Origin of the sequence: Radicibacter daui, from assembly GCA_030657355.1 — a bacterium.
GTDB lineage: Bacteria > Pseudomonadota > Alphaproteobacteria > Radicibacterales > Radicibacteraceae > Radicibacter > Radicibacter daui.
Window position 1 is genome coordinate 2,151,341 of the sequence record CP131056.1, and the last position, 19,988, is coordinate 2,171,328.

Annotated in this window: 14 protein-coding genes and 2 tRNA genes; 8 read left to right on the forward strand and 8 right to left on the reverse strand. The window is 61.9% G+C overall.

All coding sequences use genetic code 11. The features are described 5' to 3' along the window. Window positions 1–49: 49 nt before the first annotated feature. The 6 genes from QTL98_RS10100 to parE form a co-directional block, all read right to left on the reverse strand. Window positions 50–937 (reverse strand): aldose 1-epimerase, encoded by an 888-nt coding sequence (locus tag QTL98_RS10100; RefSeq protein ID WP_445678366.1) that lies wholly within the window; start codon window positions 935–937, stop codon window positions 50–52. 5 nt (window positions 938–942) lie between these two features. After that, window positions 943–1,449 (reverse strand): peptidylprolyl isomerase, encoded by a 507-nt coding sequence (locus QTL98_RS10105; RefSeq protein WP_445678367.1) that lies wholly within the window; start codon window positions 1,447–1,449, stop codon window positions 943–945. Between the two features lie 200 nt (window positions 1,450–1,649). Then, a complete protein-coding gene (locus QTL98_RS10110) occupies window positions 1,650–2,318 on the reverse strand; it encodes a PilN family protein (RefSeq protein ID WP_445678368.1) in 669 nt (222 codons plus the stop codon). 126 nt (window positions 2,319–2,444) lie between these two features. Beyond that, complete coding sequence (locus tag QTL98_RS10115; protein ID WP_445678369.1) at window positions 2,445–4,673, reverse strand: LPS-assembly protein LptD; 2,229 nt, start codon at window positions 4,671–4,673, stop codon at window positions 2,445–2,447. A 3-nt stretch (window positions 4,674–4,676) separates the two neighbouring features. Beyond that, window positions 4,677–6,158, reverse strand: a complete 1,482-nt coding sequence (locus QTL98_RS10120; protein WP_445678370.1) for a DEAD/DEAH box helicase — start codon at window positions 6,156–6,158, stop codon at window positions 4,677–4,679. Window positions 6,159–6,322: 164 nt separating this feature from the next. Continuing rightward, a complete protein-coding gene (gene parE / locus QTL98_RS10125) occupies window positions 6,323–8,308 on the reverse strand; it encodes a DNA topoisomerase IV subunit B (RefSeq protein WP_445678371.1) in 1,986 nt (661 codons plus the stop codon). 110 nt (window positions 8,309–8,418) lie between these two features. Here parE and QTL98_RS10130 point away from each other — a divergent pair, with 110 nt between their 5' ends. After that, window positions 8,419–9,441: a class I SAM-dependent methyltransferase gene (locus QTL98_RS10130; protein ID WP_445678372.1), complete on the forward strand. Its 1,023-nt coding sequence runs from the start codon at window positions 8,419–8,421 to the stop codon at window positions 9,439–9,441. Between the two features lie 84 nt (window positions 9,442–9,525). Here the strand turns inward: QTL98_RS10130 and glnA are convergent, their stop codons facing one another. Both glnA and QTL98_RS10140 read right to left on the reverse strand, forming a co-directional pair. Beyond that, window positions 9,526–10,935 carry a type I glutamate--ammonia ligase gene (gene glnA, locus QTL98_RS10135; protein WP_445678373.1) on the reverse strand — a complete coding sequence of 470 codons (1,410 nt, stop codon included), beginning with the start codon at window positions 10,933–10,935 and terminating at the stop codon, window positions 9,526–9,528. 107 nt (window positions 10,936–11,042) lie between these two features. Then, entirely contained in the window at window positions 11,043–11,381 is a 339-nt protein-coding gene (locus tag QTL98_RS10140; RefSeq protein ID WP_445678374.1) for a P-II family nitrogen regulator, read from the reverse strand. 328 nt (window positions 11,382–11,709) lie between these two features. Between QTL98_RS10140 and QTL98_RS10145 the strand changes: the two genes are divergently transcribed. The 7 genes from QTL98_RS10145 to lon all read left to right on the forward strand — a co-directional run bounded on the left by QTL98_RS10145 (window position 11,710) and on the right by lon (window position 19,958). Continuing rightward, window positions 11,710–11,785, forward strand: a tRNA-His gene (locus tag QTL98_RS10145). Window positions 11,786–11,978: 193 nt separating this feature from the next. Then, the gene (locus QTL98_RS10150; protein WP_445678375.1) at window positions 11,979–13,508 is read left to right on the forward strand and encodes an NAD(P)H-hydrate dehydratase; all 1,530 of its coding nucleotides are present in this window, start codon (window positions 11,979–11,981) and stop codon (window positions 13,506–13,508) included. An 86-nt stretch (window positions 13,509–13,594) separates the two neighbouring features. After that, window positions 13,595–13,679: transfer RNA gene (locus QTL98_RS10155), tRNA-Leu, on the forward strand. A gap of 121 nt (window positions 13,680–13,800) precedes the next feature. After that, window positions 13,801–15,132, forward strand: coding sequence for a trigger factor (tig, locus tag QTL98_RS10160; protein ID WP_445678376.1), 1,332 nt, complete (start codon window positions 13,801–13,803; stop codon window positions 15,130–15,132). A gap of 163 nt (window positions 15,133–15,295) precedes the next feature. Continuing rightward, window positions 15,296–15,922 carry an ATP-dependent Clp endopeptidase proteolytic subunit ClpP gene (gene clpP / locus QTL98_RS10165; protein ID WP_445678377.1) on the forward strand — a complete coding sequence of 209 codons (627 nt, stop codon included), beginning with the start codon at window positions 15,296–15,298 and terminating at the stop codon, window positions 15,920–15,922. Between the two features lie 197 nt (window positions 15,923–16,119). Next, entirely contained in the window at window positions 16,120–17,385 is a 1,266-nt protein-coding gene (gene clpX, locus QTL98_RS10170) for an ATP-dependent Clp protease ATP-binding subunit ClpX (protein ID WP_445678378.1), read from the forward strand. Between the two features lie 158 nt (window positions 17,386–17,543). Then, window positions 17,544–19,958: an endopeptidase La gene (gene lon / locus QTL98_RS10175; RefSeq protein ID WP_445678379.1), complete on the forward strand. Its 2,415-nt coding sequence runs from the start codon at window positions 17,544–17,546 to the stop codon at window positions 19,956–19,958. The last annotated feature ends 30 nt before the right edge of the window (window positions 19,959–19,988 follow it).

A 19,988-nucleotide genomic window follows, 5' to 3' on the forward strand; every position in this document is an offset into this window, starting at 1 on the left:
GTTCTCGTCACCAGACGGTAGCGGTTTTTTTTGCAGGCGCTAAGGCACTTTATTGTTTTATGCGGACAGAAAATCTCATTTTGCCAGCAAGGGTTTCGCCCTTGCCGAGAACGACGGTGCCGGTGTCGGGAACGCCGCGCTCCATCATGTTGAAACCGTCATTGCAGTGGGTTACCGGCTCGACGCAGAAATAGCTCTTTCCTTCCGGTGTGTAGACCACCAGATGGCCGAAAAGAGCATCTGCGGTAACCGTCAGTGTAAGCCCGTCCTGCGGGTAGTCGATGACGGCAAGCCCGTCCCAGCCGCCGAAGCAATGATCGATATGGATGGTCTCGATTTCCCGTCCGGTGGCGAAGCTCCAGTCCGCCGGCACCGGGATGCGCCGCAGCGGTACCAGGGTCGGATCGCTCTCCCAGACATGATCAAGCGCCGTCGTCAGACGGACGCCGGGACGGATGGGAAAATAGGGATGGGCGCCAAGGCCGGCAGGCATCGGCTCTTCCGAGAGATTGCGCACGGAAAGCGAGTAGGTAAGGCCATCGGCATCGAGATCGTAGCGCTGCTCCGCCTCATAGGCCCATGGCCACTCATCCGGTGCATGCAGATAGGCAAGGGCGAGGGAGCTGTCAGTGCGTTCCGTCTCCTGCCATTCATGGACGTAGCCGTGCCCGTGGATGGCATGCGGCGGCAGATTGCAAGGCAGCGTGATGTGCCGGCCGCCAAAATCCAGCTGGCCATGAACGATGCGGTTGGAAAACGGAACCAGCGGGTAGTTGGCAAGATCACCCACATAGGCGCGCAGATTTTCCGGCACCTCCCGCATCAGGGCAACGGGGCCCGAGGCGCTGCGGTGAAGGAAGGAGGCGATGCCGCCACCGGTGGCAGGGACGACCTCCAGTTCAAGCGAACCGGCCTTCAGCGTCAGCGTCTCGGGCATCGTTCTTACTTTCCTTCGACGTCGGCGGCGACGCGCAGCTTGAGGATACGGTCCGGATCGCTCACGGCGCCGTTCTGGGACTTGGAGCCCTTCTTGATCATGTCGATAAATTCCATACCCTCCACGACCTTGCCGAAGACCGTGTACTGGCCGTCAAGGTAAGGGGCGCTGGCGAACATGATGAAGAACTGGCTGTTGGCGCTGTTGGGGTCGCCGCGGCGGGCCATCGAAAGGGTGCCACGCACGTGCGGCTCGTCGGAAAACTCAGCCTTGAGGTCCGGCAGATCGGAACCGCCGGCACCGGTACCCGTGGGATCGCCGGTCTGGGCCATGAAGCCTTCGATCACGCGGTGGAAGACCACGCCGTCATAAAAACCCTGACGGGCAAGCGTCTTGATGCGCTCGACATGCTTGGGGGCGAGGTCGGGCCGCAGCTCGATGACCACGCGGCCATAGGTGAGGTCCATGTAGAGCGTGTTCTCGAGGTCGCGCGCCTCAGCGGTAGCGGTCATAGCCAAACTCACGATCATTAGGGTCAAAAGGCGTTTCAGCCAGCTCAGCATCTTTTCAGCTCTCCCGGTATTTTGCGGGCAAACGCCCAAATTTCCGGCACCAGGCTGCCGGGACGGTAGCCGAGGCGGGCCGGGGAATAAAGCCCGGCTTTCGGAAAAGCAGCATCCGCATGCGTTCGTGGCCGATTTAAGGGGCCAGGTTACGGATAGCTGCAGCTATCGCTCGCAATGTTGACGAAGCCCTTGGTGCCTTCCGTCAACGTGTAGCGATATTCCTTGTTGTTGATGACAAGGGAGTGGTGCAGCGGCAGCATGCCTTCGGCTGTGCTCTGCGTGCCGCCGATCACGGTGAAATAGACGGTGACCGGCTGGTCCGGATCGAACCAGGCTTCTGTCTTGTCATCATCGCCATGGTCCGGCTTGCCGCTGCCGGTAACGGTGATCTTGCCGTCCTCGAAGGTAACGGCGGTGTTGGCGCCCTGAGTCAGCGGGGTGCGGATCATGAAGCGCTTGCCATCGGCCGGCGAGCAGTCCCGGCTGTTGGAGGCGTTGGAGATGACAAACTCCAGCCGGTCCGGCGTCACGCCGTCTTCAAGGCGCTTGCGCGCCAGCAACATCAGGTCGCGCAGCGGCCCGGTCGGTGCGTCCTGCTGGAGCCGGCGCTCGACCTCTTCGGTGCGCAGCCGGGCATTGGCAATCATGCTCTGTAGCGAAAGATTGCGCTGCTCCAGTTCCGCCTTGTCATGCGCGAGCCCCTCGATCTCGTTCTGCAGGGACCCTTCACGCTGGGCGGTTTGCTCGATGCGGAACTGATAGGCAAACAACCCGACAGCGGCGACGATGCCGAGCTGCAGGAAAAGCTTGGCCACCCGCCATACCGCCTGCCGGCGTCGACGTTGGCGATCACGTTCATAATAACTGTAGGACATATGTCTTTTCGTCAGATCGATCATGTGAGGAGCGTTGGGTATCTCCTGATACGCAACTGTCCGTCATTACCAGTTCGAGTTCGACTGATCCTTTTCAGCACCGTTGCCAAAACCGCCGAGGTTTTTGAAGCCGACACGAAACAGGATGGATGTGCCTTCATCAAGGCCTTCACGTTCCGTGTAGGTGCGTTCCGCCTCAATGCCGACGATAAAACACTCATCCTCGTAACGCAGGGCCAGGGATGTCAGCAATGGACCGCTGTCTGTGCCAAGGCTACGCCTGTGGGAGATAATGCCCTGCCAGTCCTGGTTGAGGGGGATGCTGAGAGTGCCGGAGGCTTCCTCGAGGTCGTCGCTGCCATCGGTGCCAGCCAGATAGGCATAGTTGCCGGTGAAAGTTGTGCGGCCCATCCGGTAATGAGCTGTCAGGTCATTCCGGCGCGCTTTCAGCTCTTCCTTGTCGAAGCGCGAACGATAATCGACATAGAGATCGTCAGTGGGATGGACCTCAAGCCGAGTCACATAATCTGACCGGTTGTCTTCGAGACCCGAGTCTTCAGGAAGGTCGAGACTGGTCAGGCTATAGCTTTCGCCGACAAAAAGCTGTGTATACCCGCCCTGATCCCCGAAGGTCCCGAACTTGACGCCATAAGTCACGCGGCTGCCGCCATCAATGCGATCAAGACCCGGATACCGATTGTCCGCGAACAGGTTGCTGGTATCGAAATCGATCGCGAGACTGTCTTCGTTGGAGATATTTTTCTCCGAGGGATTGGTTGCGGCGCGAAACTCCAGATCAGGCTCGATCAGCAGATTGCTCGTTCCCACTCGATTGACTAAAGGCAAGCTCGTCAGCATAGCGCTTTGCGCAAAGGGGCGGACTTTGGTCTCGTCAACATCATCGAGGCTAGAGTCCCGAGTTGTAAACGCGTCGAACCGGCCCTGCATGGTCCATTTGGTAACGAGGCCGTACCCGAGTGCATCCCGGCGTTCCCAGTTGACGGCATTGTCGAGGCGCGCCGCATCCCGACCGTTGTCGCGTGTCAGGTTCACGACCCCCGACTCAATATTCCAGCGCCCGCCGAAGGTATCACCGGCATCTCCTGTCAGGGACATGCGGGCCGTCGGCACGACGAGTGGCTCGTCATCTGTGAGGCTGGCGGAACGCAGATCCTGAAACGACAAGGCCTCGATATTCGCATAGTCGCGATCATCGAACCTTTCTGCGTAGAGCTTGCTGGTCAGGATATCCGCAGAAGAATAGTCGTAAATGCGCAGAAAATTCTTGTCGGTAGTACGGCTGGCGTCGATACCCCAGCGCCATTTGTCGTCGATCTCGAACTGCCCCTCGATATCGTAATATCCGCGCGGCTCATTGGCGCCAATGACAGGGTCGCTGGCATCTCCTTCGGCACGGTCTGTATAGGTAATGGCGCCCTTGATTGTCAGGGGGCCGGCGTTGAAATAATGCCGCACTTCCGCGCCGAAGAGCGGATTGCCATGCTGTGACGCGAGGGCCTCAAGCGTGGCGTCTGTCGTCGGGTCTACGCTCCAGTAATAATAGTCCCGGGCATAAAAGCCGAGTTTGCTGCTGTGTCCGCCGCTCGGGACCAGGAGGCCTGAACGCTGGTCTACGCCCGGGTCCGGCTGGGAGAAATACGGGCTATAGAAAACCGGGATGCCGGCCATTTCCAGCCGGGCATTCTTGTAGGTGATATCGCGCGTTTCTGCGTTGTGAGTGACCTGGCTCGCCTTGATCTGCCACAGTGGCGGGCGCGTCGGGTCCTTGGCACAAAGATCACACGGCGAATAGACCGCCTTGTTGAGTGTGGTGATGTTGCCGTTGGTGCGCTCGCCATTGACGGCCGCAAAGCGCGAATTATCTGAGAGCAGGATGCGCAGGCGGTCGATGGCGCCGTCGCGCAGGTCACCGCTGAGCTGTACGTGGTCAGCAAAGGCGACTTCGCCGGTCGGTTCGAGAATCTGAACATTGCCGGAGGCCGTAACGAGATCGTTCCGCCGGTCGTAACTCAGCGTGTCAGCCCGCACGATGCGGTCCTGGCCAACCAGTTCCACCGATCCGCGCGCCACCACCGTCTCCAGAGACTGGTCGTAGGTGACATTATCGGCGGAAAGCAGAAAGGGTGTATCGGGGCCGGGCTTCTTCAGCGTGTTGATGGATTGCGCCAATGCGCTCGTCGCCATAAGGCTGGAGACCAGCGCGACGGCGAGGGCATGACGGGGCTTGAGGGGCAGGGGGCGCCGGGGCTTGCCGGCCTTCAGAAGCTCCAGCATCGCTCAGCCGTTCTGCTCGGTCTCATCCTTCGTCTCGTCGCGGCGACCAGCGAAGGGAGAACGTAGCAGAAAGGCTGGTACTGCCGGATCGTCAGCAAAAACCCGGGCGTCGGAGCGATGTTCGCCGGCCTCTTCACGGCCCCGATTGCGATCGCGGGAAGGACGATCCTCACGCCGGTCTCGTCCCCGCTCTTCGCGAGGTTCTGCCGCTTTGGGCGCCCTGGCGCGCGGCTCTTCCGGACGAGGTTCGGCGCGTTCCGAACGTTCGCTGGCCGGACGCTCGCCGCGCCGGCTGGGACGACGGCGGCTTCTTTCTTCACTGGCGGGCTGTTCTTCAGGGCTGGCAGCCGGGCTGCTTGCCATGCTGCCGTCGACAGGCTGGATACGCTCGATCTCGCGACCAATCAGCTTTTCGATGGCGGCGAGATACTTGCCGTCATCCGGCTGGGCAAGGGTAATGGCGCGCCCGGTGTTGCCGGCGCGGCCGGTGCGGCCGATGCGGTGGACGTAATCATCAGCGTGGGTCGGCACGTCGAAATTGAAGACGTGGCTCACACCACTGATATCGATGCCACGTGCGGCGACGTCACTGCAGACAAGAAGCTTGACGTTCTCACGCCGGAACTTCTCCAGCACTTCAGTGCGCTTTTCCTGCGGCAGGTCGCCGTGAAGCTCTTCCGCATCAAATCCGTGCCGCTTGAGCGAGTGGGCAACAACGGCCACATCGCGCTTGCGGTTGCAGAAGATGAAGGCGTTCTTGACGTCTTCTGCCCGCAGGAAGCCGCGCAGGGCTTCGCGCTTGGCGGCCTTGTCTACCTGGCAGACGCTCTGGTGTACGCTGGCCGCCGGGGAGGCCGGGGGCGCCACTTCCACCTGCTTGGGATTGCTCTGGAAGCGCTCGGCGAGGCGACGGATTTCCTTCGGCATGGTGGCCGAGAACAGCACCGTCTGGCGGCTGAAGGGCAGCTTGCTGGCGATAGTCTCGATATCGGGAATGAAGCCCATGTCGAGCATGCGGTCAGCTTCGTCGATGACGAAAATCTTGACGTCCGTCAGCAGGATCTTGCCGCGCTCGAACAGGTCGAGCAGGCGGCCCGGCGTGGCGATCAGAACGTCGGCGCCTTTTTCGAGTGCCTTCTGCTGGTCCACGAAGCTCTCGCCGCCGATCAGCAATGCCTTGGTCAGGCGGGTATATTTGCCGTACTTGTCGAAATTCTCGGCCACCTGGGCTGCCAGTTCGCGCGTCGGCTCCAGAATGAGCGAGCGCGGCATGCGGGCCTTGGCCCGACCACTGGAGAGAATATCGATCATGGGCAGGGTAAAGGAAGCGGTTTTGCCCGTGCCGGTCTGGGCAATGCCGATCAGATCGCGTCCCTGAAGGAACCAGGGAATGGCCTTTTCCTGGATGGGGGTCGCCAGCTGGTAACCAGCTTCGTCGACCGCTTTCAGGATTTCTTCGCTAAGGCCCAGTTCGGCAAATTGCATGATCAGTCCGGTTCATTCCCTGTGCTGCGGGGCGAAGCCGGATGCCACGGCCGCAACAGCGCGCATAAGAGGTCATATGACGCTCAAGTGCAAGCAATCCCGCCGGGATGCTGGCGAAAGCGTCTCAATTTCACGCCCTTACGAGGCCGGGCGTTGCCGATGGGTTACACGTCCAGATCGGCAGCGAAACGCGCATTTTCCTGAATGAACTGGAAACGCAGCTCCGGCTTGCGCCCCATCAGGCTTTCGATGAGCTGGGCAGTGGCGCGGGCATCATCCACCTCGTCCGGCATGCGGGCGTCGGGCAGGGTAACGCGTAGCAAGGTGCGCGCGCCGGGTGCCATGGTGGTCTGTTTGAGCTGGGCCGGTGGCATTTCGCCGAGGCCCTTGAAGCGGCTGATCTCGACCTTGCGGTTCTTGAACTCGGTCGCCATCAGTTCGTCCTTGTGCGCATCGTCGCGCGCATAGAGCGATTTGGTGCCGGCCGTGATGCGGTAGAGCGGCGGCATGGCGAGGAAGAGGCGACCGTTGGAGATGAGCGCGCCCATCTCGCGATAGAAGAAGGTCATCAGCAGCGAGGCGATATGCGCGCCGTCGACATCGGCGTCCGTCATGATGATGACGCGCTCATACCGCAGTTTGTCGAGCTGGAAGTCGCCGCGTGTGCCACAGCCGAGCGCCTGGACGAGGTCGCTCAACTCCTGATTGGCGCGTAGCTTGTCCATGCTGGCGCTGGCCACGTTCAGGATCTTGCCACGCAATGGCAGGATGGCCTGGGTTTCGCGGTTGCGGGCCTGCTTGGCCGAGCCGCCGGCGCTGTCGCCTTCGACGAGGAAGATTTCGGTATCGTCAGCAGAATTGCGGCTGCAATCGGCCAGCTTGCCCGGAAGGCGCAGCTTGCGGGTGGCCGTCTTGCGGGTCATTTCCTTCTGCTGCTTGCGTCGTGCCCGCTCCTCGGCCTTCTCGATGATGCGGTCGAGCAGCAGCTTTGCCGTTGCCGGATCGGCACTCAGCCAATGATCGGCCTGATCCTTGAGCGCGTTGTCGACGAGGCGTGTCGCTTCCGGCGTCGCCAGCTTTTCCTTGGTCTGGCCCTGGAACTGCGGCTCACGGATAAAGACCGACAGCAGCACGCAGGCATCGCCAACCAGGTCGTCAGAAGTGATCTGCGCGGCCTTGCGGTTGCCAACCAGTTCGCCGAAGGCCTTGAAGGCGCGGGTAAGCGCGCTGCGCATGCCACTTTCATGGCTGCCGCCCTGCGGCGTCGGCACCGTGTTGCAGTAGGTGTGGTCGAAGCCCTGCTCGTCATCGGGCCAGGCGATAGCCCATTCCATACGGCCCTTGTCTTCCGGGAAATCCACCGTGCCGCTGAAGGGCGGGATGGTCAGGACGCGGTCCTTGAGGTTTTCGCTGAGGAAGTCGGCAAGCCCACCGGGGAAATGAAAACGCGCTTCTGCCGGAATCGGATCATCCGCTTCCAGCAGCGCAGGGGCGCAATTCCAGCGAATTTCCACGCCGCGATAGAGATAGGCCTTGGAGCGCGCCATGCGGAACAGGCGGCCGGGCTTCAATACGGCGGTGTGGCCAAAAATCTCGCCGTCCGGGTGGAAGGTAACGGTGGTGCCGCGGCGATTGCGGACCTGGCCAGCATCCTCGATGGGGCCGAGCGGAAGGCCGCGTGAATAATTCTGGCGCCAGAGTTGCCCGTCACGGGCAACCTCGATGAGCAGTTTGTCGCTGAGCGCGTTGACGACAGAAAGACCGACGCCGTGCAGACCGCCCGAAGTCGCATAGGCCTTGCCGGAGAATTTGCCGCCGGAATGCAGCGTCGTCAGAATGACTTCGAGCGCCGACTTGTCGGGAAAACGCGGATGCGCATCAACCGGGATGCCGCGGCCGTTGTCGCGAATGGTGACACTGCCGTCTTCGTGCAGTTCCATCTCGATACGGCTGGCATGGCCGGCGACGGCTTCGTCCATCGAGTTATCGAGGATTTCGGCGACGAGATGGTGCAGGGCGCGTTCATCGGTGCCGCCGATATACATGCCCGGACGGCGCCGGACAGGCTCCAGCCCTTCTAGGACCTCAATGGCACTGGCTGAATAGTCGCTGGACACGGCAGGGGCGCTCTGGTCGAAGAGATTGCTCATGCGGCGCAGTATAAAAACGCAATCGCATGTTCGACAAGCTGCGAGCGCACTTCATCACACGATATATAGCGTGTGGTGCTTATATCGGCGGAATGGATAGTAGGTAAACGATGGCCAAGGCGGATGGCGGACTGGCTCTGGTCCGGCTGGTAGAGCGGCAGGACAGCTTGTGGGACGGGGGAGCGCCGCTCTGGCTCAACCCATTGCCGGATGCTGCCGGGCTGGTGCCGGCGTTTGCCGGATTCGCGCAGCGTCTCGATCACGCGCGGCAGCAGGGCATACCGTTCGGGGAATGGTTTGTGCCAGAGAAGCCGGTGCCTGCCGCTATCGTCACCATGTCGAAGGGCAAGGAGAGGGCGCAGTTCCTGCTCTCCATGGCCGCCGCAGCTGTGGCTCCGGGCGGGCTTCTGGCGCTGGTCGGGGAAACCCGGCTTGGCATTCGCTCCGCGACCCAGCTTTTTGCCGAACTTGGCCTTGAGGCGGGCAAGCTCGCCCATGGTGGGCATGGCGCGCTCTGGGCGGCCACCGTCAATAAACCGGTTTTGGCTCCTGTCTTTCCAGAAGGGTGGGAGAGCGTTTTTGACGGGCCGGCGGGCCTCAGGCTTTGTGCTTTGCCGGGTGTTTTTGCCAGTGGAAGACTGGATGACGCCACGGCGATTCTGCTCGGGACGCTGGAAAGCGCGGGCCCGCTTGACGGGCGAAAGGTGCTGGATTTCGGCTGTGGATGCGGGGTGATCACCGCTTTTGCCGTACAAGGTGGTGCGAGCGTCACGGCGGTGGATGTCGATGCGCTGGCTCTGGCCGCGACGAAGCGAACCCTGGCGCTCAACGGCCTGGAGGCCACGGTGCTGGCGTCGGACGGGCTCTCCGACGTAACAGGCAGCTTTGACCTGATCCTCTCCAACCCGCCTTTTCACGATGGCGCCTCCGTCGATCTCGGTGTGGCCGAGCGGTTTTTTGCCGATGCCAAGCAGCGGCTGAAGAGAGGGGGCCGGTTGCGCATCGTGGCCAACCGATTCCTGCCCTATCGCGAGCCGATAGAGCGTGCCTTTGGCGCGGTTGTTACCGTCTATGAAGACACCCGATTCCAGGTGCTGGAAGCGGTGAATGCGGTGCCCGCACGGCGCCCATAAGGAGCGGTTCTTCCGGTCAACAGGCGTAAAAAAAGAAAGGCCGCGGTTTCCCGCGGCCTTTCCGTATCCATCTCCCGGAAGGGATCAGGAGGAGTAGTACATCGAGTATTCGATCGGGTGCGGCATGTGCTCGTAGGCGTAGACCTCTTCCCACTTCAGCTCGAGGTAGGCCTGGATCATGTCCTCGGTGAACACATCACCCTTGGTCAGGAACTCGTGGTCTGCTTCGAGGCAGTTCAGGGCCTCACGCAGCGAGCCGCAAACGGTCGGGATTTCCTTCAGCTCTTCCGGCGGCAGCGCGTACAGATCCTTGTCCATGGCATCGCCCGGGTGGATCTTGTTCTTGATGCCGTCGAGGCCGGCCATCAGCATGGCGGCGAAGGCGAGGTACGGGTTCGCCAGCGGGTCCGGGAAACGGACTTCGAGGCGCTTGGCCTTCGGGCTGGAGACATGCGGGATACGCACGGAAGCCGAACGGTTGCGGGCGGAGTAGGCACGCAGCACCGGTGCTTCGAAACCCGGGATCAGACGCTTGTAGCTGTTGGTCGTCGGGTTGGTGAAGGCGTTCAGCGTCTTGGCGTGCTTCAGGATGCCGCCGATGTAGAACAAGCACATCTCGCTGAGGTCGGCATAGAGATTGCCGGCGAACTGCGGCTTGCCGTCCTTCCAGATCGACTGGTGCACGTGCATGCCCGAGCCGTTATCGCCATAGATCGGCTTCGGCATGAAGGTCGCGGTCTTACCATAGGCATGGGCGACCATGTGCACGACGTACTTATAGATCTGCATGCTGTCGGCCATCTTGATCAGCGTGCCGAACTTCACGCCGAGCTCATGCTGGCTGGCAGCCACTTCGTGATGGTGCTTTTCCACCGCGACGCCCATTTCGGCCATCACGGAAACCATCTCGGCGCGGAAATCCTGTCCGCTGTCGACCGGAGCAACCGGGAAGTAACCGCCCTTGGTGCGCGGACGGTGGCCGAGGTTGCCCTCGGGATATTCACGGTCGGTGTTGTACGGCCCTTCCTCGCTGTCGACCTTGTAGGACACCTGCTCGGTCGAAACCTTGAAGCGGACGTCGTCGAAAACGAAGAATTCGGCTTCCGGACCGAAGAAGGCGGTGTCGCCGATGCCGAGGCTGTCCATGTACTTGATCGCGTTCTTGGCGATCGAGCGCGGGTCGCGCTGGTAGGGCAGGCCGGTGGAGGGCTCGAGCACGTCACAGAAGATCACGAGCGTCGGCTGGGCGCAGAACGGGTCGATGGTCGCCGAGTCCGGATCCGGCATGAGGATCATGTCGGATTCGTTGATGGCCTTCCAGCCAGCGATCGACGAGCCGTCGAACATGATGCCATCTTCGAACATCTCTTCGTCGATGGTGCTGATGTGCTGGGCCGTGTGCTGCCACTTGCCGCGCATGTCCGTGAAACGGAGGTCGACGTACTTGACGTCGTGTTCCTTGATCAGGTCGAAGACCTTCTTTGTATCGGCCATGGTGGTTCTTTTCCTGTTCGACTTTGGAAATTGACTGGATTTTGAGGCCGGGACGCGGGCGAGGGCCGGTCAAGGCACCCTACCGCTGACAACCGCCGCCTCTTGGGTCAGACAGCGTCGGGACCGCGTTCACCTGTGCGGATACGGATCGCTTCGTCAATGGTGGAGACGAAAATCTTTCCGTCGCCGATGCGACCTGTTTGCGCAGCCTGCTGGATGGCTTCGATGGCATTCTCCACCAGGGCATCGTCCATCACTACCTCGATTTTCACCTTCGGCAGGAAGTCGACGACGTATTCAGCGCCGCGATAGAGCTCGGTGTGGCCCTTCTGGCGCCCGAAACCCTTGGCTTCGGTAACGGTGATGCCCTTGATCCCCACCTCGTGAAGGGCCTCTTTAACCTCATCCAGCTTGAACGGCTTGATGATCGCTTCGATCTTTTTCATGTGAGCGGGTCATCCCATCGGTCTGTGGCACCCGTTTTCCGGGCGTCGGGCAATTTGATTAGCACAGCCTGTGCCAACCCGGAGCCTAGCGTCAAACCATGGTAACAATCTGCCTTTTACGTCAATTGTGAATAAAAAATATTCAAACGAGTAAAAAACAGGCACTAAATCCTGTGCAGTATGCGACCCCACCGCCATTTGGCGCTGTTTGCCGCTCTCAGCGGACGGGGAGTGGCGCCCGTAACGGGATGGTCGATGCCTTCAAAATTTTTTGGGTGATTTCGCTTGACGGCGTGGGGGCAATCGGCCAGAAAGCCGCCCGTCGGTGGCGGCCGTAGCTCAGTTGGTAGAGCGCTCGGTTGTGGTCCGAGTGGTCGTGGGTTCGAATCCCATCGGTCGCCCCACCTTCAAACCGCGTCATGCGGTTTTATCAAGATGACCACAGGCAAACGTGCCGGCTCCCGATGGGGCGGCGCGTTTTTTATTGCCTGCGGCCGGCAGAAGCAAGGCGCGCCGGTCGGTTGATCCCTCCGCGTGCCCGGATTAAACCGGAGGCGGCGCTCTTGATGAGAGCGCTCTGGTCCGGGAGCCCCTTCCATGTATCCGCTGCGATTTGCTGCCGAGGTAAGAGGCATCCGCGAAGTCGAAACCGGCCCGGAGCTGCCGCTGGCACTGCTTGACCCGCAACAGATGTATGCCGCCGATGCTGAAACGGTAAGGCGCGGGACCGCCTCCTATATTCTGATGCAGCGGGCCGGCGCGGCCGTCGCTGCGGCCATCCAGACCCGGTTCGAATGCCAGCCTGTGCTGGTGCTGTGCGGTCCCGGTAACAATGGCGGCGATGGTTTCGTTGCGGCAGCATACCTGCGGCAGGCCGGTTGGCCTGTGCGGGTGCATTTGCTCTGCGAGCCCGCGCGTCTTGGCGGTGATGCGGCAATGGCGGCTCAGGATTGGGCCTCCGAAATCCTCGATTTCCCGGCCATTGATCTTGCGGACAAGCCACTGATCGTCGATGCGATTTTTGGGGCTGGTCTCAGCCGTGCGCCGGATGCCGGGCTTTGCGAGCTTTTCGATCGGATAGCGGCGAGGGGGTTGACCTCCATCGCCATCGACGTTCCTTCCGGCCTGGATGGCTCGACCGGTGTACCGGCCGGGGCCTGTTTGCAGGCCCGGATGACGATCGGTTTTTTCCGTCCGCGACCCGGGCAGTTGCTGATGCCCGGCCGCCAGCTCTGCGGTGATCTGGAGATTGCGGATATCGGGATCGCCGCCGATGTGGCTGACCTCACCGGTGCGGCCGCCTGGCTCAACACACCCGCGCTCTGGCGGCATGCGCTGCGCTGGCCCGGGCCCCGTGACCATAAATATACGCGTGGTCACGTTCTGGTCGTCGCCGGCCCGATGACGGGTGCGGGCAGGTTGGCGGGCGCTGCGGCGCAGCGGGCAGGGGCCGGCATGGTCACGCTGCATGTACCGGGCGGCACGACGCCGCTGTTCGCTGAGGCGCTGCCCAGTGCGGTGGTGCAGGAAGCGGAAAGTGAAGCCGCGCGGGAGCGGCTTGAATCCGGCCGGCTGGCGGCGATTCTCCATGGACCCGGAGCAGGCAGGGACCCGTCCGTTGCCGCGAAGGTTGGCGCGCTCTGTGCTCTCGGCCGGCCCCTGGTGCTGGATGCCGATGCCCTGACGAGCTTTGCCGGGAATGCCGGACAACTCTGGCCGCAATTACCGGCGGGCAGCGTGCTGACACCGCATGGCGGCGAGTTTTCCCGCCTCTTCCCGGATCTTGCCGATCTGCCGGGCGGCAAGCTGGCGGCGGCACGCCAGGCAGCGGCGCGGAGCGGAGCCGTCGTTATTTTCAAGGGATATGACACGGTGATTGCGGCGCCGGACGGACGGGCTGCCATCAATGCCAACGCGCCGGCCACGCTGGCTGTCGCCGGCAGCGGCGATGTGCTGGCAGGTATCGTGCTTGCTTTGCTGGGGGCGGGAATGCCGGCCTTCGAGGCGGCAGCGGCCGCCGTCTGGATCCATGCCGAAGCCGCGCGTCTTGCCGGGCTCGGGCTGGTTGCGGAAGACCTTCCCGGCCATATCGCCCCGGTGCTGCGCGCGCTTGCCGGTTTTTATTGATTCCGTCCACCCTCCTTATGCTATAGAACGCGCCACTCTCAAGGGTGGGGGCTTCGGTGTCCGCCCGCTATGGGGGTTTGGCGTCAGCGGGCGTGGCGAAATTGGTAGACGCGCTGGATTTAGGTTCCAGTGACGCAAGTCGTGGGGGTTCAAGTCCCTCCGCCCGCACCAAGGCGCGCCAACGGCCGATGGCCGGCACCTCATGGACCACAGATTCTATTCGTGGAACGTGGCCGCGCGAAAAGGCGGCTGTGTTTCGAGAAGCAAGACGACTGGCAAACAGGCGAAAAAAATGCAGATCACCCAGACGAGCGCCGAGGGGCTGAAGCGCGAATTCTCCATCACCGTGGCGGCCGACGAGCTGGCGGGCAAGGTTGAAGAGCGCCTGAGCACTGTTGGCAAGACCATCCGCCTGCCGGGCTTCCGCCCGGGCAAGGTGCCCATGAGCCTGCTGCGTCGCCAGTATGGCCGCGCCGTTCTGGGCGAAGTGCTTGAGCAGTCCGTGCAGGACACCACCAACCAGGTGGTGAACGACAATGGCCTGCGTCCGGCCATGCAGCCGCAGATCGAAGTGGTGTCCTTCGACGAAGGCCAGGACCTGGTCTTCACGATGAAGGTCGAGCTGCTGCCCGAAATCGAGCCGGGTGATTTCTCCGCCATCGCGCTTGACCGCCATGTGGTCGCCGTTGGTGAAGAGGAAGTCTCCAAGGCTGTGGCGAACCTCGCCAAGGCCCGTCGTGAGAAGAGCCCGATCAAGCGCAAGCGCGCTGCCAAGGCCACCGACATCGCCGTTGTTGATTTCGCCGGCACCGTCGATGGCGCGGCTGTCGAGGCGCTCAATGCCGAAGGCCGCGAGATCGATCTCTCCGACGAAGCTTTCTTCAATGCCTTCGACGGCAAGCTCGTTGGCGTGAAGCCGGGCGAGAATGTCGAGGTCAAGGTCTCCCTGCCGGAGAACTTCGCGCTTGAGGATATCGCCGGCAAGGAAGCGACCTTCACCATCACCGTGAAGGAACTGCTGGAGACCACCGAGGTCGCCATCGATGACGAACTCGCCAAGAGCTTCGGCTTCGACGACGTCGCGAAGCTCAACGACGGTGTGCGCGGCCAGATCGAGGGCGAATATACCCGCCTGACCCGTACCCGCCTGAAGCGTGAGCTGTTCGACGCGCTCGACAAGTCCCACAGCTTCGATCTGCCGGCCGGCATGGTCGACGGCGAGTTCGATGCCATCTGGAAGCAGGTTGAGGCCGAGAAGGAGCAGGGCCGTGACGTGCTGGAAGGCAAGAGCGAGGACGAGGTCAAGGCCGAGTACCGCAAGATCGCCGAACGCCGCGTGCGCCTTGGCCTGCTGCTGGCCGAAGTCGGCCGCCGCGAGGGCATCGAGGTGACGCAGGACGAGCTGAACCGCGCCGTGATCGGCGAGGCCCAGCGTTATGGCGGCGCTGCCCAGCAGGTCATCGAATATTACCGCAAGAACCCGCAGGCGATTGAAAGCCTGCGTGCGCCGATCTTCGAGGACAAGGTCGTTGACCACATCCTCGGTGCGGCCAAGCTCACCGACAAGGCCGTGACGGCCGAGGAGCTGGTCAAGGAAGAGGAAGACGGCGAGGCTGCTGCCTGATCGCGGGCAATTCCATAAGGTCATTGCCTTGAGGGGGGCGGCGGACGGTTTCGTCCGCCGCCCTCTTTTCGTTTGCGCCTTGGCAGCTTATCTATCAGTTAGCCGGAAGGGGACGGGCGAAACACGTCCCCGAGCGCCACAGGATTTCGGAGCGTCAGGAACAATGGATTTTATCGATCCGACCATGAACGGGCTGGTGCCGATGGTGGTCGAACAGACCAACCGGGGCGAACGCGCCTACGACATCTTCTCGCGCCTCCTCAAGGAACGGATCATCTTCCTGATCGGTCCCGTCAACGATGCGGTCGCGAGCCTTATCTGCGCCCAGTTGCTGTTTCTCGAATCCGAGAACCCCAACAAGGACATCTCGTTCTACATCAATTCGCCGGGCGGCGTGGTCTCGGCCGGCCTTGCCATCTATGACACGATGCAGTTCATCCAGCCGGATGTCTCCACCGTGTGTATCGGTCAGGCGGCCTCCATGGGCTCGCTGCTGCTGGCGGGCGGTGCCGCGGGCAAGCGCTACGCGCTGCCGAACAGCCGCGTGATGATTCACCAGCCCTCGGGCGGTGCGCGCGGCCAGGCGACCGACATCGAGATCGCAGCCCAGGAGATTCTCAAGTTGCGGTCGCGCCTTAACGAGATCTACGCCCAGCACACCGGCAAGCCGGTGAGCGACATCGAGGCGGCGATGGAGCGTGACAAGTTCATGTCTGTCGAGGAGGCTAGGGAATTCGGCCTCATCGACGAGGTAATTGCCAAGCGTCCGAAGGCCGCCACGGAAGGTTGAAGACCGTAGTCTGGCGTGCACCCGCGCCTTTGCCCCTTGGCGGGCGCGGGTATCTACGCCAGATGTATGGGATAAGACCGATGGATTGACGGCGGCGCCGGACGGTTCCACGATGGTTCCATGTCCGGCCTGTTGCAGAGTTGTGATGGTCCGGAAGGGCATTCGGTGAATGCCCCCAGTTTTCTACCGGAGTTGAAATGACCAAGTCCGCCACTGGCGATTCGAAGAACACGCTTTATTGCTCCTTCTGCGGCAAGAGCCAGCACGAAGTACGCAAGCTCATCGCGGGCCCGACCGTGTTCATCTGCGACGAGTGCGTCGAGCTGTGCATGGACATCATCCGGGAAGAGAACAAGAGCACGCTGGTGAAGTCCCGCGAGGGCGTTCCGACGCCCAAGGACATCATGGCGGTGCTGGATGACTATGTGATCGGCCAGAGCCACGCCAAGCGCGTGCTGTCGGTGGCAGTGCATAATCATTACAAGCGTCTCGCCCACAGCCAGAAGAACAGCGATGTCGAGCTGGCGAAGTCCAACATCATGCTCATCGGGCCGACCGGTTCGGGCAAGACGCTGCTCGCCCAGACCCTGGCCCGCATCCTCGATGTGCCCTTTACCATGGCCGACGCCACTACGCTGACCGAAGCCGGTTACGTGGGCGAGGATGTGGAGAACATCATCCTCAAGCTGCTGCAGGCGGCCGACTACAATGTCGAGCGCGCGCAGCGCGGCATCGTCTATATCGACGAGGTCGACAAGATTTCCCGCAAGTCCGACAACCCGTCGATTACACGCGACGTGTCGGGCGAGGGCGTGCAGCAGGCGCTGCTGAAGATCATGGAAGGCACCGTCGCCTCCGTGCCGCCGCAGGGCGGGCGCAAGCATCCGCAGCAGGAATTCCTGCAGGTGGACACCACCAATATCCTCTTCATCTGCGGTGGTGCCTTCGCCGGCCTCGAGAAGATCATCTCGACCCGCGGCAAGGGCACGTCCATCGGCTTCGGTGCCGAGGTCAAGCCGCCGGAAGATCGCCGTACCGGCGAGATCCTGCGTCAGGTGGAACCGGAAGATCTGCTGAAGTTCGGCCTCATCCCCGAATTCGTCGGTCGTTTGCCGGTTGTCGCCACGCTTGACGATCTCGACGAGCCGGCCCTGATCCAGATCCTGACCCAGCCCAAGAACGCACTGGTCAAGCAGTACCAGCGCCTGTTCGAGATGGAGGATGTCGGGCTCGAATTCACCGAGGATGCGTTGAAGGTGGTCTCCCGCAAGGCCATTGAACGCAAGACTGGTGCGCGCGGCCTGCGCTCGATCATGGAGGGGATCCTCCTTGAAACCATGTTCGAGCTCCCCAGCTTAGAAGGCGTGGATCAGGTCGTGATCAACAAAGAGGTAGTAGAGGGCAGGGCAAAGCCACTCTACATCTATGCCGACCGGCGCGACGAAGCCGCACCGGCCGGTTAACGACCTGAACGGTCGGGGCTCCCGCCAAAAGGAGCCCCGAGCCTCCGCCTGGGGGCGTGGCGCCTAAAGCCAATGCCTCCTGCTTTCCTTAGCAGGGCCGGGCTTTCCCCGGCAGGAGCGCCCATCAGGGGCTCCCCCTCAAGATCGAGGCTCAACAGATGGTCGAAAACACCAGCGGTTCCCTGTATCCGGTCTTGCCGCTGCGCGACATCGTCGTGTTTCCGCACATGATCGTGCCGCTCTTTGTAGGGCGCGAGAAGTCGGTCCGGGCACTTGAAGATGTCATGAAGGATGACAAGCAGATCCTGCTTGTGACCCAGAAGGACGCCGGACAGGACGATCCCACTCCCAATGATATCTACAATGTCGGCACTATCGGGACTGTGCTGCAGCTGCTGAAACTGCCCGACGGCACCGTCAAGGTTCTGGTCGAGGGCAACAGCCGCGCGCGCATTACCGGCTATGCCGAGAACGAAAGCTTCTACCAGGCCTACGCCGAAGGGCTGGACGAGGACGAGGTCAACGCACAGGAAGTCGAAGCGCTGGCGCGCGCCGTCGTCTCCCAGTTCGAGCAATACATCAAGCTCAACAAGAAGATTCCGCCCGAGGTGCTGGTGTCGATCAACCAGATCGACGAATTCGGCAAGCTCGCGGATACGGTTGCTTCGCATCTGGCGCTGAAGATCGCCGAGAAGCAGCAGCTTCTGGAGACCCAGTCGGTCGCCGAACGGCTTGAGCGCGTCTATGCCTTTATGGAAGGTGAGATCGGCGTTCTGCAGGTGGAAAAGCGCATCCGCAACCGCGTCAAGCGGCAGATGGAGAAGACCCAGCGCGAGTACTATCTGAACGAACAGCTCAAGGCGATCCAGAAGGAGCTGGGCGAGGGCGAGGACGGCCGCGACGAGGCCGCCGAGCTGGAAGAGCGCATCAACAAGACCAAGCTTTCCGCCGAGGCGAAGGACAAGGCGCTGGCCGAGCTCAAGAAGCTGCGCAGCATGAGCCCGATGTCCGCCGAAGCGACGGTGGTGCGCAATTATCTCGACTGGATGCTGTCGATCCCATGGAAGAAGCGCACCAAGATCAAGAAGGATCTGCCGCTGGCGGAATCCATTCTCGATGCCGATCACTACGGCATGGACAAGGTCAAGGAACGCATTCTTGAGTATCTGGCAGTCCAGCAGCGTTCGCTGAAAGTCAAGGGCCCGATCTTGTGCCTCGTCGGCCCGCCCGGCGTCGGCAAGACCTCGCTCGGCAAGTCGATCGCCAAGGCTACCGGCCGTAACTTCGCCCGCATGTCGCTTGGCGGTGTGCGTGACGAGGCCGAAATCCGCGGTCATCGCCGGACCTATATCGGCTCGATGCCGGGCAAGGTCATCCAGACGATGAAGAAGGTGAAGAGCTCCAACCCGCTCATCCTCTTCGATGAAATCGACAAGCTGGGTGCCGACTGGCGCGGCGATCCTTCCTCCGCCCTGCTGGAGGTGCTGGATCCCGAGCAGAACATGAACTTCGCGGACCATTATCTGGAGGTCGATTACGACCTTTCGGACGTGATGTTCGTCTGCACGGCCAACACGCTCAACATGCCCCAGCCGCTGCTGGACCGCATGGAGATCATCCGCCTCAGCGGCTACACCGAGGACGAGAAGGTCGAGATCGCCAAGCGCCATCTGATTCCCAAGCAGATGGAAGCCAACGGTCTGAAGCCGGCGGAGTGGACGATCAACGACGAGGCCCTGCGTCAGCTGGTGCGGCACTACACCCGCGAAGCCGGCGTGCGTAACCTCGAGCGCCAGATCGGCACCGTGCAGCGCCGGGCCCTCAAGGAGATTCTCTCCAAGGGGCTCAAGAAGGTGCAGATCACGCCGCGTACGCTGGAGAAGTATGCGGGTATCCCGCGCTTCCGCATCGGCGAGATCGAGCAGGAAGATCTGGTGGGTGTCGTGACCGGTCTCGCCTGGACCGAAGTGGGCGGCGAGCTGCTGTCGATCGAAAGTGTGACCGTGCCCGGCAAGGGCCGTGTTACCTCGACCGGCAAGCTGGGCGACGTGATGCGCGAAAGCATCACGGCGGCCGAGAGCTTCGTCAAATCCCGCTCCAACCTGTTCGGCATCGCGCCGGCAGTCTTCGAGAAGAAGGACATCCACGTCCATGTTCCCGAAGGCGCAACGCCGAAGGATGGTCCGAGTGCCGGTGTGGCCATGGTTACCTCCATCGTCTCCGTGCTCACCGGCATTCCGGTGCGCAAGGACGTGGCGATGACCGGTGAGATCACGCTCAGGGGCAGGGTGTTCCCGATCGGCGGCCTCAAGGAAAAACTGCTCGCGGCCCATCGGGGCGGCATCAAGCTGGTGCTGATCCCCAAGGACAACGAAAAGGACCTCGCCGAGATCCCGGACAACGTGAAGAAGGGTCTCGAGATCGTCCCGGTAAGCCGGGTCGAGGAGGTTCTGGAGCGCGCACTTGCCAAGCCTCTGGTGCCAATTTCGGCCGAAACCGATTCTAATCAGCCGGTGCCGGCAGAGGCAGTAGCCCCTGCCAGCGGCGATGCTGACGGGGTTGTTCGGCACTGACAGGCGCTCTTAATTTTCGGTAACGCGGGG